Source organism: Clostridium chromiireducens, assembly GCF_002029255.1.
Taxonomy (GTDB): Bacteria; Bacillota; Clostridia; order Clostridiales; family Clostridiaceae; genus Clostridium; species Clostridium chromiireducens.
In genome coordinates this window covers 25,524-43,257 of the sequence record NZ_MZGT01000023.1, presented here as the reverse complement: position 1 = coordinate 43,257, position 17,734 = coordinate 25,524, and the positions used below count along the sequence as shown (strand labels likewise).

The 17,734-nt window shown below is 29.6% G+C and carries 15 protein-coding genes; 11 read left to right on the top strand and 4 right to left on the bottom strand.

Translation table 11 applies throughout. The annotated features are described in order from the left end of the window. Positions 1 to 164: 164 nt before the first annotated feature. Positions 165 to 581 carry a DUF3842 family protein gene (locus CLCHR_RS10010; protein ID WP_079439572.1) on the bottom strand — a complete coding sequence of 139 codons (417 nt, stop codon included), beginning with the start codon at positions 579 to 581 and terminating at the stop codon, positions 165 to 167. A 393-nt stretch (positions 582 to 974) separates the two neighbouring features. Here CLCHR_RS10010 and CLCHR_RS10005 point away from each other — a divergent pair, with 393 nt between their 5' ends. Both CLCHR_RS10005 and CLCHR_RS10000 read left to right on the top strand, forming a co-directional pair. Then, the gene (locus CLCHR_RS10005) at positions 975 to 1,892 is read left to right on the top strand and encodes a LysR family transcriptional regulator (protein WP_079439571.1); all 918 of its coding nucleotides are present in this window, start codon (positions 975 to 977) and stop codon (positions 1,890 to 1,892) included. A 383-nt stretch (positions 1,893 to 2,275) separates the two neighbouring features. Next, positions 2,276 to 3,412, top strand: coding sequence for a 5-methyltetrahydropteroyltriglutamate--homocysteine S-methyltransferase (locus CLCHR_RS10000; protein ID WP_079439570.1), 1,137 nt, complete (start codon positions 2,276 to 2,278; stop codon positions 3,410 to 3,412). A gap of 223 nt (positions 3,413 to 3,635) precedes the next feature. Here CLCHR_RS10000 and CLCHR_RS09995 read toward each other — a convergent pair whose 3' ends face one another. Further along, entirely contained in the window at positions 3,636 to 5,078 is a 1,443-nt protein-coding gene (locus tag CLCHR_RS09995; protein ID WP_079439569.1) for a serine hydrolase, read from the bottom strand. A gap of 36 nt (positions 5,079 to 5,114) precedes the next feature. Beyond that, entirely contained in the window at positions 5,115 to 5,663 is a 549-nt protein-coding gene (locus CLCHR_RS09990; protein ID WP_079439568.1) for a MarR family winged helix-turn-helix transcriptional regulator, read from the bottom strand. 446 nt (positions 5,664 to 6,109) lie between these two features. Here CLCHR_RS09990 and cbiM point away from each other — a divergent pair, with 446 nt between their 5' ends. The 9 genes from cbiM (at position 6,110) to CLCHR_RS09945 (ending at position 16,775) form a co-directional block, all read left to right on the top strand. Beyond that, entirely contained in the window at positions 6,110 to 7,099 is a 990-nt protein-coding gene (gene cbiM / locus CLCHR_RS09985) for a cobalt transporter CbiM (protein WP_079439567.1), read from the top strand. Between the two features lie 89 nt (positions 7,100 to 7,188). After that, positions 7,189 to 7,983, top strand: coding sequence for an energy-coupling factor transporter transmembrane component T family protein (locus tag CLCHR_RS09980; RefSeq protein ID WP_079439566.1), 795 nt, complete (start codon positions 7,189 to 7,191; stop codon positions 7,981 to 7,983). 4 nt (positions 7,984 to 7,987) lie between these two features. Beyond that, positions 7,988 to 8,716 carry an energy-coupling factor ABC transporter ATP-binding protein gene (locus tag CLCHR_RS09975; RefSeq protein WP_079439565.1) on the top strand — a complete coding sequence of 243 codons (729 nt, stop codon included), beginning with the start codon at positions 7,988 to 7,990 and terminating at the stop codon, positions 8,714 to 8,716. A 524-nt stretch (positions 8,717 to 9,240) separates the two neighbouring features. Further along, complete coding sequence (locus CLCHR_RS09970) at positions 9,241 to 9,831, top strand: TetR/AcrR family transcriptional regulator (RefSeq protein WP_079439564.1); 591 nt, start codon at positions 9,241 to 9,243, stop codon at positions 9,829 to 9,831. A gap of 64 nt (positions 9,832 to 9,895) precedes the next feature. After that, the gene (locus CLCHR_RS09965) at positions 9,896 to 12,634 is read left to right on the top strand and encodes a PAS domain-containing hybrid sensor histidine kinase/response regulator (protein ID WP_079439563.1); all 2,739 of its coding nucleotides are present in this window, start codon (positions 9,896 to 9,898) and stop codon (positions 12,632 to 12,634) included. Continuing rightward, positions 12,615 to 13,007, top strand: coding sequence for a response regulator (locus tag CLCHR_RS09960; RefSeq protein WP_079439562.1), 393 nt, complete (start codon positions 12,615 to 12,617; stop codon positions 13,005 to 13,007). The genes CLCHR_RS09965 and CLCHR_RS09960 overlap by 20 nt, the downstream gene beginning before the upstream one ends. A gap of 34 nt (positions 13,008 to 13,041) precedes the next feature. Beyond that, positions 13,042 to 14,013, top strand: coding sequence for an HD-GYP domain-containing protein (locus CLCHR_RS09955; protein WP_079439561.1), 972 nt, complete (start codon positions 13,042 to 13,044; stop codon positions 14,011 to 14,013). 139 nt (positions 14,014 to 14,152) lie between these two features. Then, positions 14,153 to 16,147 carry a methyl-accepting chemotaxis protein gene (locus CLCHR_RS09950; RefSeq protein WP_079439560.1) on the top strand — a complete coding sequence of 665 codons (1,995 nt, stop codon included), beginning with the start codon at positions 14,153 to 14,155 and terminating at the stop codon, positions 16,145 to 16,147. Positions 16,148 to 16,316: 169 nt separating this feature from the next. Next, positions 16,317 to 16,775: a DUF134 domain-containing protein gene (locus tag CLCHR_RS09945; RefSeq protein ID WP_079439559.1), complete on the top strand. Its 459-nt coding sequence runs from the start codon at positions 16,317 to 16,319 to the stop codon at positions 16,773 to 16,775. Between the two features lie 102 nt (positions 16,776 to 16,877). On the opposite strand, the gene CLCHR_RS09940 is transcribed toward CLCHR_RS09945, so the two are convergent. Further along, on the bottom strand, positions 16,878 to 17,678 hold the full coding sequence (locus CLCHR_RS09940; protein WP_079439558.1) for a TIGR03943 family putative permease subunit: 801 nt from the start codon (positions 17,676 to 17,678) through the stop codon (positions 16,878 to 16,880). Between the last annotated feature and the right edge of the window lie 56 nt (positions 17,679 to 17,734).

Genomic DNA, 17,734 nt, shown 5'->3' with positions numbered 1-17,734 from the left:
ACCGAAAGAGAAGGTACTCTGTTTCTCAATGCAACACTACAAAAAAGAGTACCTTCTCTTTCAGCTTATTTTCATAGTCCTATGGAATAAACATGTATTCAATTTCAGTGAGTATACACATAAGTTCGATTATCATTGCACAACCCTATATATTCATAATGAAATCACAATATATTTTGCTTTATATCAAATATAATCTCTTCGATTATATCTTTAATTTGAAGATTTCTTGTTCCAGGAATATAGATACCATGTTTTTGTAATGGAAGTATATATTTAGTACAGTTCATATTAAATATTACATTAGAAATCATAGGAGTAATCTCCCCATTTATACCTCCACTGCAAATTATTCCGATTGGTCCTATTATGCTATCTATTTTTGTTGATTTGCAAAATGAACTAATTGCTCTTTCTCCACTTATACCAACATCTGCACCTGCCTGTACCATTTTTGAGGTAGCAAAGGAGTTTGTACCAAGTGCAACAATATAAACATGATTGTCTATTTCTCTACGAATCCTTTTTATGATGTTTTGACCAAGACCTGCACCCTGTGCGTCTATTACAGCAATTTTCATATTAATGATCATTCCTTTCGCTATGATTAAGGCACAGAATTTAATGAAAGTAATCAATCTATAGATAAAGTGTTGCTAAACTATAAACAATATTTTTTGTCTTCTTGTGCATGATATTATTCTATACCCTTAGGCTAACTCAAAGTCAAGTGTTTTTTATAGATGCGAAAATAAAAATTGTAAAACTAATGCTAAAATTAAATAAAAATTGCAGCAGTAATTTTGTGGTTTTATTTTTTATTAAAATTTGAAGGGGAATTAAAATGCACATTGCAGATAACTATTTAAGTCCAGCTTCCTGTGCGGCAATGCTTCCAGTTTGGAAAAGGCTATTATTATATACAAGTATGGCAGAGGATGTTTAACATTAATTTAGATTGAAGGTGAAAATTTATGACATTACAGCAATTAAAATATGCAGTTGAAATATCTAGATGTGGATCTATTACAAAAGCAGCAGGACAGCTATTTATTAGTCAGCCAAGTCTTTCTAATGCAATTATGGAACTGGAAAATGAAATTGGAATTACTATTTTTAATAGAACCAATAGAGGCATCAAAGTTTCTACTCATGGTGCTGAATTTTTAGGTTATGCAAAGCAAGTAATCGAACAAGCTGAATTACTTGAAAGTCGCTATTCTAATAAAAAACAGTTAAAACAAAGCTTTTCTGTTTCTACGCAGCATTATGCTTTTGCAGTTAGTGCTTTTGTAAATCTTATAAAAGAATATAATTTGGATGAATATGAATTTTCTTTACGTGAAACTAAGACTTATGAAATTATAGAAGATGTGAAAAATCTTCGAAGTGAAATAGGGATTCTTTATTTAAATGAATTTAATTTTAAAGTTCTTAATAAGTTTTTAAGAGAGAATAATTTGATTTTTAATGAGTTATTTAAGGCAAATCCTCATATTTTCATTAGTTCTGAAAATCCGCTTGCAAATAAAAAATACGTTACATTAAGAGATTTAGAGCCATACCCATATCTTTCTTTTGAACAAGGTGAATTTAATTCTTTTTATTTTTCAGAAGAAATTCAAAGTACTCTTACTCATAAAAAAAGCATCATAGTAAGCGATAGAGCAACATTATTTAATTTGCTTATAGGATTAAATGGCTATACTATTTCAACTGGAGTTATCAGTAATGATTTAAATGGAAATAATATAATTTCTGTTCCGTTGCAACTGGAAGAGGAAATTACTATTGGATACATTATTCATGAAAATATATCTTTAAGTAAAATAGCTATAGATTATGTTGAATTATTAAAAGAAATGTTAATAGAAGAATTCAATCAGGTATAGCTTAAAACTATGTTTAGCCATATAATTTAGGAATTATTTTATACATAAAGAAATGTATTATACTTGTATTACTAAGACGCATTCAAAAAAATACAAGTCTTCTTGCCTGGTGAAAAATATCCACACATTAGAAAAAAGTGCGAAGCACAATAAAGAACATCCACACATTAGAAAAAAGTGCGAAGCACAATAAAGAACATCCACACATTAGAAAAAAGTGCGAAGCACAATAAGGAACATTTCACCTTAGAAAAGAGCAGCTATGCACTTATAAAAAGGAGTAGCTATGCTACAATGCGGAACTTTTCTGCATCTCGAAACTTATATTGGTAAATTGGTACTTGTTATTTTTGGATAAATTGAAAATAAAAGGAGAGATAAGCATGATGCAATTTGAAAATGCAAAGAAAAGAGAAGTAACACCATTTAGGTATGATATTGTTGGAAGTTTTTTAAGACCAAAAGTTCTAAAAGAAGAAAGAGCAAAATTTGCAAAAGGAATAATTTCTAGAGAGGAATTAAAAAACATTGAAGATATTGAAATTACAAAACTAATTGAAAAGCAAAAAACAGTTGGATTAAAAGTAATAACAGATGGAGAATTCCGTCGTTCTTGGTGGCATCTTGATTTTATGTGGGGATTAACTGGTGTTGAAAAAGTGGAAATAGATAATGGATATAAATTTAATGGCTTAGAAACAAGACCAGAAACTGCAAGACTGTCAGGTAAAATCACTGGTGAAAATCACCCTTTTGTTGAACATTTCAAATTTATTAACCAATTTGCACAGGAGGGAATTGTAGCAAGACAAACAATTCCTGCGCCAGCTCAATTTTTAGCAGAATTACAACGTGCAGAAAATAAAGAAGATACTAATAAATTTTATAATAACATTGATGATTTAATAAATGACATTGCAAAAGCTTACCAAACAGTAATAAAAGAGTTATATGATGCTGGCTGCAGAAGCTTACAACTTGATGATTGTACATGGGGAATGTTCTGTGATAAAAAATACTGGGAAGCTAGGCAAGATGCTGGGGTTAATTTAAAAGAAATTGCTGAACTTTATGTGAAAGTTAATAATCTTTCAATTTTAAATCACCCAGATGATATGATTGTTACAACTCATGTCTGCAGAGGAAATTATCATTCAACCTTTGCAGCTTCTGGTGGATATGAGCCAATTGCAGAAATTCTATTTGGAAGAGAAAATGTGGAGGGATTTTATCTTGAATTTGATACAGATAGGGCAGGTGATTTTTCACCACTTCGTTTCTTAGGGGATGGAAAACAGGTTGTCTTAGGGCTTGTCTCTTCAAAAATCGGAGAATTAGAAGATAAGGCTACTATAATTAGTAGAATTAAAGAAGCTACTCAATATGTTGATATTAATAATATATGCATTAGTCCACAATGTGGATTTGCTTCTACCGAAGAAGGAAATATTATTACAGAGGATGAACAGTGGAATAAAATTATTTTCATTAAAGAAATTGCAGATGAAATCTGGAAATAAAATTTTAAAACTAAATCTTTGGGATTGAAGAGAAGTAGGAACAAAAGGATGATGAGGGGAGCTGACCAATATAATTAGTCAGCTCTTTTTTCAAATCATAAAAAGAGAGGAAGTGATAATAGTTAATCCATTCCCTTGTTATTTAAATACAGAGTATAGTTAAAGTATTTAACATAAAAAGATTATACTGTTCATAGTGATTTTTATCAATTGAATTTAAATGTTACTGTTTTATAAACAAAATGTCTTTTACAGTTTGTTCAAAAGGTATTGAAACACTTTTAATATTTCCATTACTATCATAATTAAATGTGAGAGTAATCAAGTAATATTTCATCATTGTCATGGTAAAAACGTCATAGCATTTATGAGTAAGTGTATATTCTATATTACTATGAGTTAATTTCAAGCTATTATCTTTTATTTCGATTTTTACAGATCCGTACCCTGGATTTTCATATATACCTGTATATTCTTCAAGGGAATGGGAAGGAGTAAGGTTTTCTTCTTTAGAGTTTCTTGTAGATTTATTATCAGCTTCCATTGCTTTAAATATTTTTTCTGCTTCATTTTTAAGTTTTTTGTTAAAAGCAGTATAGTCATAGCCTAAAAGCTTGTCGTATATATAGTAAGCTATAGGCATTGCACAGGCAGGATTATTTAAATTAGTAAGAATAACTATACCTATATTCTCATCTGGAAGAAAGCTTGTATAGGAACAAAATCCATCTATATTTCCACCATGATTAACATGTTTTCGTCCTCTATAGGATTCAATAAACCAGCCTAAACCATAAGATGAAAATTGTAATTCATCAAGCTTCAAAGGGAATAGCTCACAAGGGATTTGAGGTGAATGTAACTCACTTATAGTTTTTTCTGATATAATCTGTTTTCCATTTACATTACCTTTATTTAAATGAAGGCTAAGCCATTTTAGCATATCAGACAAATTTGAATTTATTGATCCAGCAGGACCAATAGAATCCATTTTTCTAAAGTTTATTTGCTGAATTTCTTCTCCTTTTTCTGCATATGGCTCACTGTAATCGGCAGATTTTTTTGAAACATCTACTGAGAAATTTGTGCTGCTCATACCAAGAGGTTCAAGAATTTTTGCTTTCACAAATTCTTCCCAGGTCATTCCTGTAACTAGTTCAATACTGTAGCCTGCTGTGGCATACATTAAATTATTATATTGCCATGTTTCTCTGAAATCTTTACTAAATTCCAAGTATTTAATTCTATCTACCAGTTCTTTTCTGCTTAAAGAAAAGTTGTTATACCATAATAAATCATGTCTAGGTAATCCAGAACGATGACAAAGCATGTCCCTTAATGTAAGATGTTCTTCAGCATATTTATTATGCATTTTAAAATTAGGCATGTATTTTTTTATTGGAGTATCCAAATCCAGCTTGCCTTCATCCACCAATATACCTATTGATAGGGAAGTGAAAGCTTTACTGGAAGAGCCTATAGCAAATAAACTGTCTTTTGTTACCTTTAAATTTTGATTAACATCACGCACACCTAATTCACCAGAGTATATTATTTCACCATTTTTAATAATACCTACGGCCATTCCAGGAATTTTCCATTCCTTCATCTGTTCATATAAAAGGTCATTAAGACCTTCAAGGTTATTAGATATAGTATTATTCATAATATTGCACCACCTTTATTTACTAAAATAATTTTTTTATTTTTCTTCATTTCTTATTCGTTCAAATTTCTTTAATGCTCTCTCTTGTATTTCCTGAGTATCTTCACCCATATCAAAATCAGCTTCTTCTTCAAACCCATCCTGCTCTTCGCCATCAAATTTATATAATTTCTTTAATAACGTCCATAAGATTTCCATTTCTTCAATAGAAAAGCCTTTAGAAAGCATCCCAAAGAACTCCATTGATTTTTCGGCACCTATCATCATGGCATCTGTTCCAGCTTTAGTAATCTGTACATTAACTGCACGTTTATCATATTGGCTTGGTATAGTAATGACATATCCTTTGTTTTGCAGAATAGTGATCAATTGCTTTACACTCTGTTTTGTTGTACCTAGCTTTTTAGCAATATTGTTTATAGTTGTTTCATTTTCCGGTAAATGAATAATAGCTACCATTGCCATAAGCTGTCTGCTGGTTAAAGGGTCACAATATTCATCACCTTTAATTTGAATTTTGTTAGTAAGAGAGAATAGAGTTGCATATATTTGCTGTATTAAAAAAAGCGCTTTGTGATTATCCATAAAATATCTCCTCCTCGGTTAGACAATATACTGTCTAAAATTACGATAGCATATTATTCCAATATAGTCAATATACTGTCTAAATCTTTTTGTTAATCCGTTAGAATTATTATCATATAAAGTTATTGCTGGTAGTGCTTAATAAGTAACTTCAAGACAGATTATCAAGAGTATAAGAAGAATACTAAAAGGATTATTCCATTTATTTGGTGAAAAATGTAGTTGAATGATATAAAAGCAAAAACAAGAATTGAAAAATAATTTAATATTTACAACTTTGGAATTTCATAGTATTATAAGTTTGTATGCTACGAGGGCATGCGATTTTTATAATATATAAATAAATATATTAATTTTGATTATTAATAACCACGAAGGTTGATTGCTTAATTTGTAATCAGTTTTTGTGGTTTTATTTTTTATTAATATTTGAAGGAGGAATTAAAATGCATATTCCAGATAACTATCTAAGTCCAGCTACCTGTGCAGCTATGGGTGCGGTGATGGTTCCAGTTTGGACGAGAGCTGTAAAAAAAGTTAAAAAAGAGGTGACTAAAAAGAAAATGCCACTTATGGGGATAGGTGCATCACTATCATTTCTAACAATGATGTTCAATGTTCCATTACCAGGAGGAACAACTGGACATGCCGTAGGAGGAACGTTACTGGCTATTCTTTTAGGACCTGAAGCAGCATGTATTTCTGTAACCATAGCACTTTTACTCCAAGCATTATTATTTGGAGATGGCGGTATTTTAGCATTTGGAGCCAATTGTTTCAATATGGCATTTGTTATTCCATTTGCAGGATATTATATTTACAAATTTTTAAGAGAGATATTAAAAAGTGATAAAGGAGAATATATTTCAATTTTTATTGCTTCATATATTGGATTAAATATTGGAGCTTTATGTGCAGCGATAGAATTTGGTATACAACCATTGCTTTTTGTAGATTCAGCAGGTATGCCATTATACTGTCCGTATCCTTTGTCAATTTCTGTACCTGCAATGCTTATTCCACATCTTGCAGTTGCAGGAGTGATAGAGGGAATTATAACTGTTGGAGTAGTAAGTTTTATAAAAAAGGTTTCCCCTGGAGTTATTTATGAAGGATCTGTGTCAAAGGTAAAACCTATATATGCTCTAATAATAGGTTTAATATGTTTATCCCCTATAGGGCTATTGGCTGAAGGAACAGCTTGGGGAGAATGGGGAACTGATGAAATAGGTTCTGTAGTAACAGGCGGTAATGCGTTAGGATTTATACCTAAAGGTATGGAAAGTGGATTTAATTTTAGTGCATTAATGCCGGACTATTCTGTTTCAGGCCTTCCAGAAAGCTTTGGATATATTTTATCGGCAGTTGCAGGAGTTGCAATATTGTTATTAGTATTTAGAATAATTGCAAGTATGAAAAAGGCAACAAAAGCATAAATGGTTAAGGCACATGAAAATAGGAAGGCAAATAGACTTGTTATTTTTTTGAATGTGCCTAATATACGTTATAAGAGAGGAAGTTATTAATGCCAGAATGGCTTTTGAAAAAAGATAATTATACACCACTAAAAGACAAGAATGCTTTTATAGATAAGAGCATTCTGTCTATATTTAATGTACTTGCTAGGTTTAGGATGCAAACAAAACTAAGGACATCTAAATTTGGAATTAACCCCTTAACTAAATTAATATCAACACTTATACTAATTATTTTTGTTTCTTTAAGCAGAAATTTTTACTTTATTTTAATTACAAATGTACTTATACTTGTGCTAATGAATCTTTTAAGTACAAAAGAAATAAAATATGTTGTCAAAGCAAGTCTGGCTGCAACAATTTTTACATTTATTATTTTATTACCATCTATTTTCTTAGGATATGGTAATAATTCGTTAATGATTACATTAAAAGTACTGGTTTCAGTTGCTTCTGTTAGTATATTAACCTGTACTACTCAATGGAATGAATTAATAATTGCTTTAAAAATATTTAAAATACCAGATATATTCATTTTGGTACTCGATATTACCATGAAATATATAGTGATTTTAGGCGAGTTTTCTTTGAATATGGTTTATGCGCTTAAATTAAGGTCCGTAGGTAGAAACAATAATAAAAGCACTGCACTTTCTGGTGTTGTAGGAACTATGTTTATAAAGTCTAAAGAAATGGCAGAAGAGATGTATGGAGCAATGGAATCCAGAGGATTTACAGGAACATATAAAGTATATATGAAATTTAATTTTAAGTTAGTTGATTATATTTGCATTATACTTAACTTAAATTTTATATGTGCATATTTTTATTTTGATAGGTTGTGATTAAATGATTGATATAGAGAATGCTTCTTATTCATATGATGCTGAAGTTACTGCACTAAGAAATATAGATTTACATATTGATGAAGGAGAAGCTATCGCTTTAATAGGCGTAAATGGAAGTGGAAAGTCTACATTAATGAAATTGATTAATGGATTAATAGTAGCTGATAGTGGAAGTTATTTCTTTGAAGGTGAAGAAATTAATAATAAAAAAATGCAAAATGAGGAGTTCTCGAAGGCTTTTCATAAAAAAATAGGTTTTGTTTTTCAAAATTCAGATGTACAGCTATTTTGTTCAAATGTATATGATGAAATTGCATTTGGACCAAGGCAGATGGGAATGGATGAAGAAGAAGTTAAAAAAAGAGTAGAAGATACTTTAAAATTATTAAAAATTGAAGAATTAAGAAATAGACAGCCATATCATTTAAGTGGTGGAGAAAAGAAAAAGGTATCTATAGCTTCTGTAGTGGTTTTAAATCCAGATGTTTATATATTTGATGAACCAATGAATGGACTTGATCCTAAAACTAAGAGATTCCTAAGGGAATTTATGATAGCAATAAATAATGCAGGAAAAACTATTCTATGCTCTACCCATGACTTTGAATATGTAAAAGGAGTATTTAAAAGAGCTGTTGTTTTTTCAAGCAATCATACGATTGTAAGAGATGGTGTTTATGATGAGATAATGAACGATAGTAAATTTCTATATGATAATAATATTATATAATGTTAAAGCTATACTAAAAGCAACAAAAAGCAACAAAATATATTCGCATGCCATTTTTTTATTTCTAAAGAGAGTAGTGGAATTAACCACTACTCTTTATTTTTGTGCGCCTAGCATGGGCGTTGAGTCTGCTGAATAATGGTACTGATCGTATTTTATTATAAAAATGTATTGTTAATAAGATAAAAGTTAGTCAAAGTATCATCAAGATACAATTAAAAAGATTACAAATAAATAAATAAATAAATAAATAAATAAATAAATAAATAAATAAATATAAGCTTAAATAAAACAAAAGTTGACAATTAATGCAAAAATACTTGACAAATACTGACAAGATAATATAATAAATACGACGAGTATTTACTCGGAATATTGAAAAATTAAAGCATTTTATTTGTATATATGTTGTAATTAGTTTCGACATTCTATTTCTAAACATTTACCTAGTTTATAAACTTCCTAAATGTTATTTATTATTACAACATATATAATGCTTTAATGAGATTTGTTGAAGGTGATTTATGGGAAAAACACTGTTACATCGAAAAGATAGTATAGTTATAACAAGTATAGAAATTATCAGTGAACTTGGTGTACAAGGATTAACAAGTAAAGAAATTGCTAAGCGCGAAAAAATATCAGAAGGAACCTTGTTCAGCCATTTTAAAAATATGAACGAAATTATTTCGGATGTTTTAAAATATCATTCAGAACTTGATGCAAGTATTGTTGAAACTGTGGAAGCTAAAAATTTATCTCCAACAGAAGCTATAACACTATTTGCATCTATTTATGCTGAAAACTATGAAAACTATCCAGAAAGTAGCTGCCTTATAGATATTTCAGGAATGTTATTACAGTATGAAGAATTAACTAAACAGGCAGAGGAAACTATAAATAATAGAATAGCGTATTTTAAATCACTTATTGAAAAGGCCCAAAAGTGTGGGGAGATAAATTCTTTGATAGATAGTCAAATTTTAATAGATATAGTGGTTGGCTCATTCTTAATGATTGTACATAGATGGAGAAAAAGTAAATATACCTTTAAATTTAAACAACAGATAATTATAACTCTCAAAGTTTTTTTGGATTCATTTAAAGGGTGTTGATAATAAACGCAGTTTATGACTATTTTACGTGATAAATTTACAGGAAAGGAGGATAGATATAGTAATGAAGATAAAACGTGAACATGAAGATTGTTTAAAAAAAGAACGTATGGCTACGATTTTAGAGTGTGTAGGTGACGGGGTAGTTTCTACTGATGTTAATGGAGTTATTGAATTTATAAATAATGCTGGTGAACTTATTACAGGATGGAAATCAGAGGAAGCAATAGGTAAACATTTTGATGAAATCATCAATTTAATTGATATCGCGACTAATGAACCAATGGAAAGTGTTAGAGAATTAACATTACGGTCTGGTGATGCAGTAGGTCTAAAAAAACGTTCAGTTATTATGTCTAAGGACGGAAAAAAAATATACTTATCCGCTAGCTGTTCTCCAATAAAGGATGGGAATGGTATTATTTCAGGCGTTGTAATGGTGTTTCGTGACATTACTAAAATCATCAAAATGGAAGAAGAATTAAGAAACGAGAGAGATAATTTAAGAAAAAAACAAGAAGACTTAGAAAAGTATCAACTGCTTTCTAAATTTACACTAGATATTATTTTATTTATAGATCTTAGTAGTAGAAGAATTATCGATGCAAATCAGGCAGCAATAAAAGTATACGGTTATACTAGGGAAGAACTTTTATCATTAAGCATATATGATATACGTAAATATGCTGATAGAACCAACGAACCAATGCAGGGAATTCAAAATAATCTATCCTTTGAAGCAGTGCATTATAGAAAAGATAAAACTTTCTTTCCAGTAGAAGTAAATTGTCAAATAATAAAAACGGGAAATAAATGTGTTTTGATAAGTATTATAAGAGATGTTTCTGAAAGGAAACAAGTAATTGAGTCATTATATAAGAGTGAAGTGAAGTTTAAGAAACTTTTTATGAATTTTAAAAGCGGATTAGGTTACGGCAAAATCTTATTAGATGAAAATGGAGTTCCTGTTGATTTTGAATATATTGAGGTAAATGAAGCTTTCGCGGAAATGGGTGGTTACGAAAGAAAAAAGATTATTGGAAAAAGATTTTCGGAAGTTTTCAATGGATCTGCAGATACGGCTCAATTGATACTTAATACTGTGGCGAAGGTGGCCTTAGAAGGAGTATATATACCAGAGGGTGATTACTACTCACATGATGACAGTAAATGGTATTCTAGGTTGATATACAGTCCAGAAAAATATTATTTTATTATTATATTAACTGACTTAACTGAAAGAAAAAAGGCAGAATATGAATTGCAAAAAGCTAAAGAAGATGCAGAATTGGCTAATAAAGCAAAAAGTGAATTTTTAGCGAATATGAGTCATGAGATTCGAACTCCGCTTAATGGAATTACAGGAATGATAGATTTGACACTTTCTACTAATATTGATGATGAACAAAGAGGATATCTTAATACAGCACAGAAATGTACTAAAAATCTTATTAAAACCATTAATGATGTACTAGATTTCTCAAAAATAGAAGTGGGTAAATTGATAATAGAGAACATTCATTTTAATATCATAGAGCTTGTAGGAGAAATAATCAAACTTCATTCACCTTTCGCGGCTCAAAAGGGTCTGGAATTAAATGTGAAACATTCTTGTACAATAGAGAAATACGTAATGGGTGATCCTAATAGACTTCAGCAAGTTTTGAATAATTTGATTCATAATGCTATTAAGTTTACTGAAAATGGAGAAGTATGTTTGCAGCTCACAAAACTCTCAAGTGATAAAGATAATATAGAAGTGCAATTTGCTGTTATAGATACAGGTATTGGTATTTCTGAAGATGGGAATGAGAAATTATTTAAGAGCTTTACTCAGGTAGATGGGTCGTTTTCGAGAAAATATGGAGGTACTGGCTTAGGTCTTGCTATCTCTAAACAGTTGGTTGAGATGATGGATGGGCGCATATGGTTTGAAAGTCAAGAAGGAAAAGGATGTACATTTTATTTTGTAATTAAGTTTAAAATTTCAAAACAACAGGAAGAAATTTCAGTAGCAAAGATTAACGTGGAGAAACCACCAATTCCATTACATATTTTGATAGTTGAAGATGATGAAGTCAATAGAGAAGTAACGTCATTAATGCTTAAAAAAAGGGGATATTTAGTGGACAGCACAGATAATGGAGAGTCTGCTTTAAAACTTTTAGAATCTAATAAATATGACATCATTTTTATGGATATCCAGATGTCAGAAATGGATGGAATGTCCGTAACTAAGGAAATACGAAAAAGGGAGAGTTTAATAGGTGAACGTACCTTAATAATTGCTATGACTGCTTATGCACTTCAAGGTGATAGAGATAGATTCATTTCAATGGGAATGGATGAATATATTTCGAAGCCTTTTCAAATGGAGGAGTTATTTAATGTTATTGATAAAATTACTTGTGAAGATCATATTGAGGCAATTCCGTATAAAAATTTTACAGTGAGTCATAATGGGGATTTTATAGTGGCGCCGCTTTTAAATATTGAGGCAAAAGACGAAGACTTGCGTAGTATGGAGAAATTGAACCTTTCTATAAGTACAATAAACAATTTATTGAATATAGGTGATCTGCATTTAATTGAGAAGGAAGCTCATGAAATCAAAATTCTATCAAACAAGGTTGGAGCAGAATCATTAAAAATTATAGCTTTTAAAATAGAACTTGCAGCAAGAAAGTATGAATTGGAAAAGATTAGAAAATTAGTAACAAAAATAAATGATGAATATCATAGATTTTATAAACTTATGATTAAAAGTACAGGAGATATAAATAATGAAGATTTTAATAGTTGAAGATGACGAAGTGAGTAGATTATTTCTACAAAAAAGTTTATCACAATACGGGGAATGCGACATAACAATAGATGGGATGGAGGCTTTGGATGCATATTTGATAGGTTTGCAGGAAGGTATGCCTTATGATTTAATTTGCCTGGATATAATGATTCCCAAGGTGAATGGAGTTAAGGTCTTAAAATCTATTAGAGAGCTTGAAAGAAAAAAAAGAATGAAAAAAAATCAATATGTAAAGGTGATTGTAATAACGGCATTAGCTGAGACACAATTTGTAAATGAATCACTAACTGAAGGTTATGATGTATATATCGAAAAACCTATAAATAGTAAGGTATTGGACCAAGCACTAAATAAGCTTGGGTTAATTTAAATAGAATATTTTAAAGCAGTATTGAGGTGTGAGAGTGGATGAAATAAAAATAAATTTAATAGATAGTATGCTTGGGAATGTATTATCTAGGGACGTAATAAGTCGGAAAGGTTTAAAAATAGCAGAGAAAGATACTATTATTAATAACTTCGTAAAATATGAATTGATAAAAGTGGATATACAAAGTATTTGGATATATGATGTATCTGAGTTTGAACAAAGCTATGTAGAAGAGGGCGATTACAATAAAATAAAGGTCTGCTATGAAGAATGCATAATTTCATTGAAAGAAATATTTCAAGATTTAGCTCAAGAAAAAACTTTAAAAATCAGTATACTAAATCATGTTGCAAAATTGGTGTATGAAAATAATAACAACATAGATTGCATAATTAAATATATCCGCGAGATAAGAAAATATGAATATTATGAGATTTATCACAGTCTAAATGTAAGTTTCTATGCGATGTTTATTGGAAAATGGTCAGGTATGCATAGTTCTGAAATATTAGACTTAATAATAGCTGGACTTTTGCATGATATAGGCAAATTAAGGATTCCTGGACACATATTAAATAAAAAAGGAAAGTTAACTGCTGAAGAATTTAAGATAATTAAAAGACATACAACATTGGGTTATAGTATGTTAAAAAATGAGATTAATCTTAACTATGATATCAAAAAAAGCATTTTAATGCACCATGAAAGATTAGATGGATCAGGTTATCCTAATGGAGTAACAGGGGACTACATAGGAGAATACGCAAAAATAATATCCATCGCAGATATATATGATGCAATGACTACAAATAGAGTTTACAAAAACAAGATTGATCCTTTTGAAGCTTTCCAGATATTTTTGGAAACTGGTATGAATATGCTGGAGTCATCAAAGGTTAATGTTTTTATATTAAATTTGTCCTCTCATCTTCTAGGTGTGAAATTAAAATTAATCGATGGGGAAAAATTCACCAAGGATTTGATGGTTTATATGACAAGACGATAAAATCAACTATTACTAATAAGCCATTGTTTGAGGATTACTTAATAGAAAATAGTTATATATTTAATGTTCAATAATTAAAACTATTGACGGAAATTTGAGAATCGGGAATTTTAATGAAAATAATCTAGGGGGAATAATAATGAAAAGTATAAAAACGAAAATGATGATTAGTTTAGGGATGCTAATATTGATAATGTGTATAGGTTTTGGTCTGGATTCATATATTACATCAAAGAAAGCTCTTGTATCTAATGTTAACAGTACTCTTCCTCAAATAGCTATTCAAACAGCCAGTAGTGTAGAGCAAAAATTTATGGGAGATTTAATGACATTAGAATCACTTGCATCTAGAGAGGACATAGCCGATCCCAATAATCCATACGAAAATAAGATTAAGATACTTAAGAGTGAAGCTAAAAGATTAGGTTATATAAAAATGGGAATAGCTGACCTTAAGGGAGATGTGCTATATTCAGATGAGAAAACTAGTAATGTTAACGATAGGGAATATTTTCAAAAAGCAAAATCTGGTTCAAAAAATATATCAGATCCAATAATAAGTAAAACTGATGGTTCTGTTGTTATTGCTTACGCTATACCTGTAAAATTTAATGATTCTATAGTAGGAGTTCTGGTTTCTACTGTAAGCAGTGATGCATTAAGTAAGTTCACTAATAATGTTAAGTTTGGAGAAACAGGGAATGCCTTTATGGTAAATAAAAGTGGAGTTGTTGTGGCTCATACTAATGTGGATCTTGTAAAAAAAATGTACAACCCAATTGAAGAAGCAAAAAAGGATAGTAAATTAAATGGTTTAGCAGGTGTAATTACTACAATGACACAAGGTAACGCTGGAACTGGATATTATTACTATAATGGAGTAAATAAGTATGTTGGATATGCTCCTGTTAATAATACGAATTGGTCAATAGCAGTTGTTATAAACGAAAATGAAATCTTATCCCAATTAACAGCCATGCGAATGTCAATAGCTGCAACTTCTTTTATATTTTTAGTTATTGGCATTATATTCATTTACTTAATTTCTAATAAAATTGCAGATGCTATAAAACGTACTTCAAAGCACTTAGATAGATTAGCAAAAGGAGATTTAAGTTTTGAAGTAAGCTCTAAATATATTAATTCAAAAGATGAAATTGGACAAATGGCTAAATCAATTATAGAAATGAAAACATCTCTTAGTGGAATGATACTTAGCATAAGAGAAAGTTCTGATAAAATCCATGATCAGGCACAAAATCTTTCTTCAGTATCACAAGAAATGTCATCTTCTTCTGAAAATATTGCTTTAGCGATAAATAATGTAGCTTTAGGTAATAGCTCTCAAGCAGAAGAATTAATAAGTTCTACTCAATTGTTAGATAGCTTTAGTGAAGGTTTAACTAATATGGTTGGAGAGATAAATGTAATAGATAGAAATTCTCAGGATATTAACTTAAAGGCTAAAGAGAATAGCGACAATATGGAAAATATGAAAAGCTCTATAAAAAATATAGATATCTCGTTCAATAGCTTTAGTGAAAAAATATTACAATTAACTCAAAGCATTAAACAAATAAATGATATTACTAATATAATTAATAGTATTGCTGATCAAACAAATCTTCTTGCACTAAATGCAGCTATAGAAGCAGCAAGAGCTGGTGAGTCTGGAAGAGGATTTTCTGTAGTTGCTGATGAAATAAGAAAATTAGCAGAAGAGAGTAAGAATTCATCGGAAAACATAAATAAGCTTATCCAAGAGATTGAAAAAGAAGCTATTTTAATTTCTAATGATACAAATAACATGATTGATGAATTAGATGATCAAGTTAAAATTATAAATTATTCGGCAGAATCATTTGAGAATATAATTGACTCAATTAATAATATTATTCCTAAAATAGAATACATAAATTCAACGGCAATAGATTTGAACTCTTCGAAAAATAATATTGTAGATAAATTAACGTGTATCTCTGCTATATCAGAAGAAAATTCAGCATCTTCCGAAGAGATATCAGCATCTTCTGAAGAGTTAAATGCATCTTCTGAGGAGGTAGCATCATCTTCAGAAGTTCTAAGTAAAATGACTGAAGAAATGTCAGAACAGGTAAATAGATTTATAATATAGTATTAAACATTATGAGGTTAAAAAATACCTTTTATCGTAAAAATAAGGTGTTGTTATTATATAGATTTGAAGCTTTTTATCAAATTGAGTATAATTAAATATATAAACATTTAAAACAGATTTAGTATTATATCAATTTGAATATATAGTAATCCAGGGAGGATATACGATGGCAAGACCAACAAAATTCAGGAGAGTTGAGTTTTTTCCGGAAGATGATTATTTTGTACCATGGGGAAAACCAAAATGTCAATTTGAGGAGATGACTTTAAAAGTAGAAGAGCTTGAAGCAATGAGACTTAAAGATATAGAAGACTTAAACCAAGAAGAATGTGCAGAAAAAATGCAGGTATCAAGACAGACTTTTCAAAATATAATAGATAGCGCGAGAAAAAAAGTAGCTACAGCTTTGACAGAAGGCAAGGCAATAAGAATAAGCGGTGGTCATTATACTACAACTCACTGTAAATTTAAATGTGCAGAATGTGGAACAATTTATGAAATAAATTATGATGTAGACAGAGCAGTCTGCCCAAGCTGTGGTTCAGATAAAGTTATGTGTAATAAAAAAGCAGGATTTTGTAAAAATTGGTGCAGGGGTAATAATACAAATCTTAATATTGAATAGATTAAAATAATTAGTTTCAGAAATTGCTGTTTTATAAGAAAATATGACAATTCTAAATAATATATTAGAATTGTCATATTTTGTTCAAAAAGAACTTTTATATTAAAATGGATATACATATGAAGTATCAGGATTAGAATCTTTTTCTATATGCTCGAGGACTATAATTGGCTCTACATCACCTTCAATAGAAGTTTTTTGGATTTTTCCTTTTACTTTAATCCAAGTATTGTTATCGTAAGTTTGTAGATTATTATTATCACATACAATTCCAGCAATCTGCATATCTGCTGCACAGCATACCATCATAAATCTTCCTATTATAAACTCATTTTCATTTAAAGCTTTATCTCTATATACAAAACCAGATATTTCTATTTCCTTTCCCATATATTTGTTTGGATTTGAAAGAATTTCATCAAGAGAAAATACAAAATTATTTAAAGTTACTTCTATAATACCATTCTTTATATCTAGTTCTTTCTTATCAATTTTACCTTGATCATCACTTTCAGATTTTCCGCTATAGATGTCAAAGGAACTAGAGCTATTAGCATTAAGAGTAGAATTTGCACTACTATTTAAGCTAGAATTTGAATTTATGTCACTAGCGTTAGCAGAAGAATTTGTATTGATAGTCTGCATAAAAAATATCATAATTAATGGAATTATAAAAACAATATAATTTTTGAATTTTAATTTTTTTTTCTTAGTATTAAAAATGCCTCCAAGTAAGAACAATGCAATCATGAACATTGAGATCATTCCGAAGACTGCAAAAGGAATAATTCTTGGATGGACATATAGAACTATTTCATTGGTTAAAATAATTCTAAGATAAAATATTGATAAGGATAATAATATAGATGTTTTAATTATTATATCTAAATTTAATTTCTTCATACTTCTCATCTCCAAAGCTTAAGTATATAAAATTATAGGCAACAGTCTTGGTTTAT

Excerpts from the sequence above, each read along its gene's own strand:
- CLCHR_RS09965 (WP_079439563.1), top strand. The coding sequence starts at position 9,896 with ATGAAGATAAAACGTGAACATGAAGATTGTTTAAAAAAAGAACGTATG.
- CLCHR_RS10010 (WP_079439572.1), bottom strand. The coding sequence starts at position 581 with ATGAAAATTGCTGTAATAGACGCACAGGGTGCAGGTCTTGGTCAAAAC.
- CLCHR_RS09980 (WP_079439566.1), top strand. The coding sequence starts at position 7,189 with ATGCCAGAATGGCTTTTGAAAAAAGATAATTATACACCACTAAAAGAC.
- CLCHR_RS10000 (WP_079439570.1), top strand. The coding sequence starts at position 2,276 with ATGATGCAATTTGAAAATGCAAAGAAAAGAGAAGTAACACCATTTAGG.
- CLCHR_RS10005 (WP_079439571.1), top strand. The coding sequence starts at position 975 with ATGACATTACAGCAATTAAAATATGCAGTTGAAATATCTAGATGTGGA.
- CLCHR_RS09945 (WP_079439559.1), top strand. The coding sequence starts at position 16,317 with ATGGCAAGACCAACAAAATTCAGGAGAGTTGAGTTTTTTCCGGAAGAT.
- CLCHR_RS09990 (WP_079439568.1), bottom strand. The coding sequence starts at position 5,663 with ATGGATAATCACAAAGCGCTTTTTTTAATACAGCAAATATATGCAACT.
- CLCHR_RS09970 (WP_079439564.1), top strand. The coding sequence starts at position 9,241 with ATGGGAAAAACACTGTTACATCGAAAAGATAGTATAGTTATAACAAGT.
- CLCHR_RS09940 (WP_079439558.1), bottom strand. The coding sequence starts at position 17,678 with ATGAAGAAATTAAATTTAGATATAATAATTAAAACATCTATATTATTA.
- CLCHR_RS09950 (WP_079439560.1), top strand. The coding sequence starts at position 14,153 with ATGAAAAGTATAAAAACGAAAATGATGATTAGTTTAGGGATGCTAATA.
- CLCHR_RS09975 (WP_079439565.1), top strand. The coding sequence starts at position 7,988 with ATGATTGATATAGAGAATGCTTCTTATTCATATGATGCTGAAGTTACT.
- CLCHR_RS09995 (WP_079439569.1), bottom strand. The coding sequence starts at position 5,078 with ATGAATAATACTATATCTAATAACCTTGAAGGTCTTAATGACCTTTTA.
- CLCHR_RS09960 (WP_079439562.1), top strand. The coding sequence starts at position 12,615 with ATGAAGATTTTAATAGTTGAAGATGACGAAGTGAGTAGATTATTTCTA.
- cbiM (WP_079439567.1), top strand. The coding sequence starts at position 6,110 with ATGCATATTCCAGATAACTATCTAAGTCCAGCTACCTGTGCAGCTATG.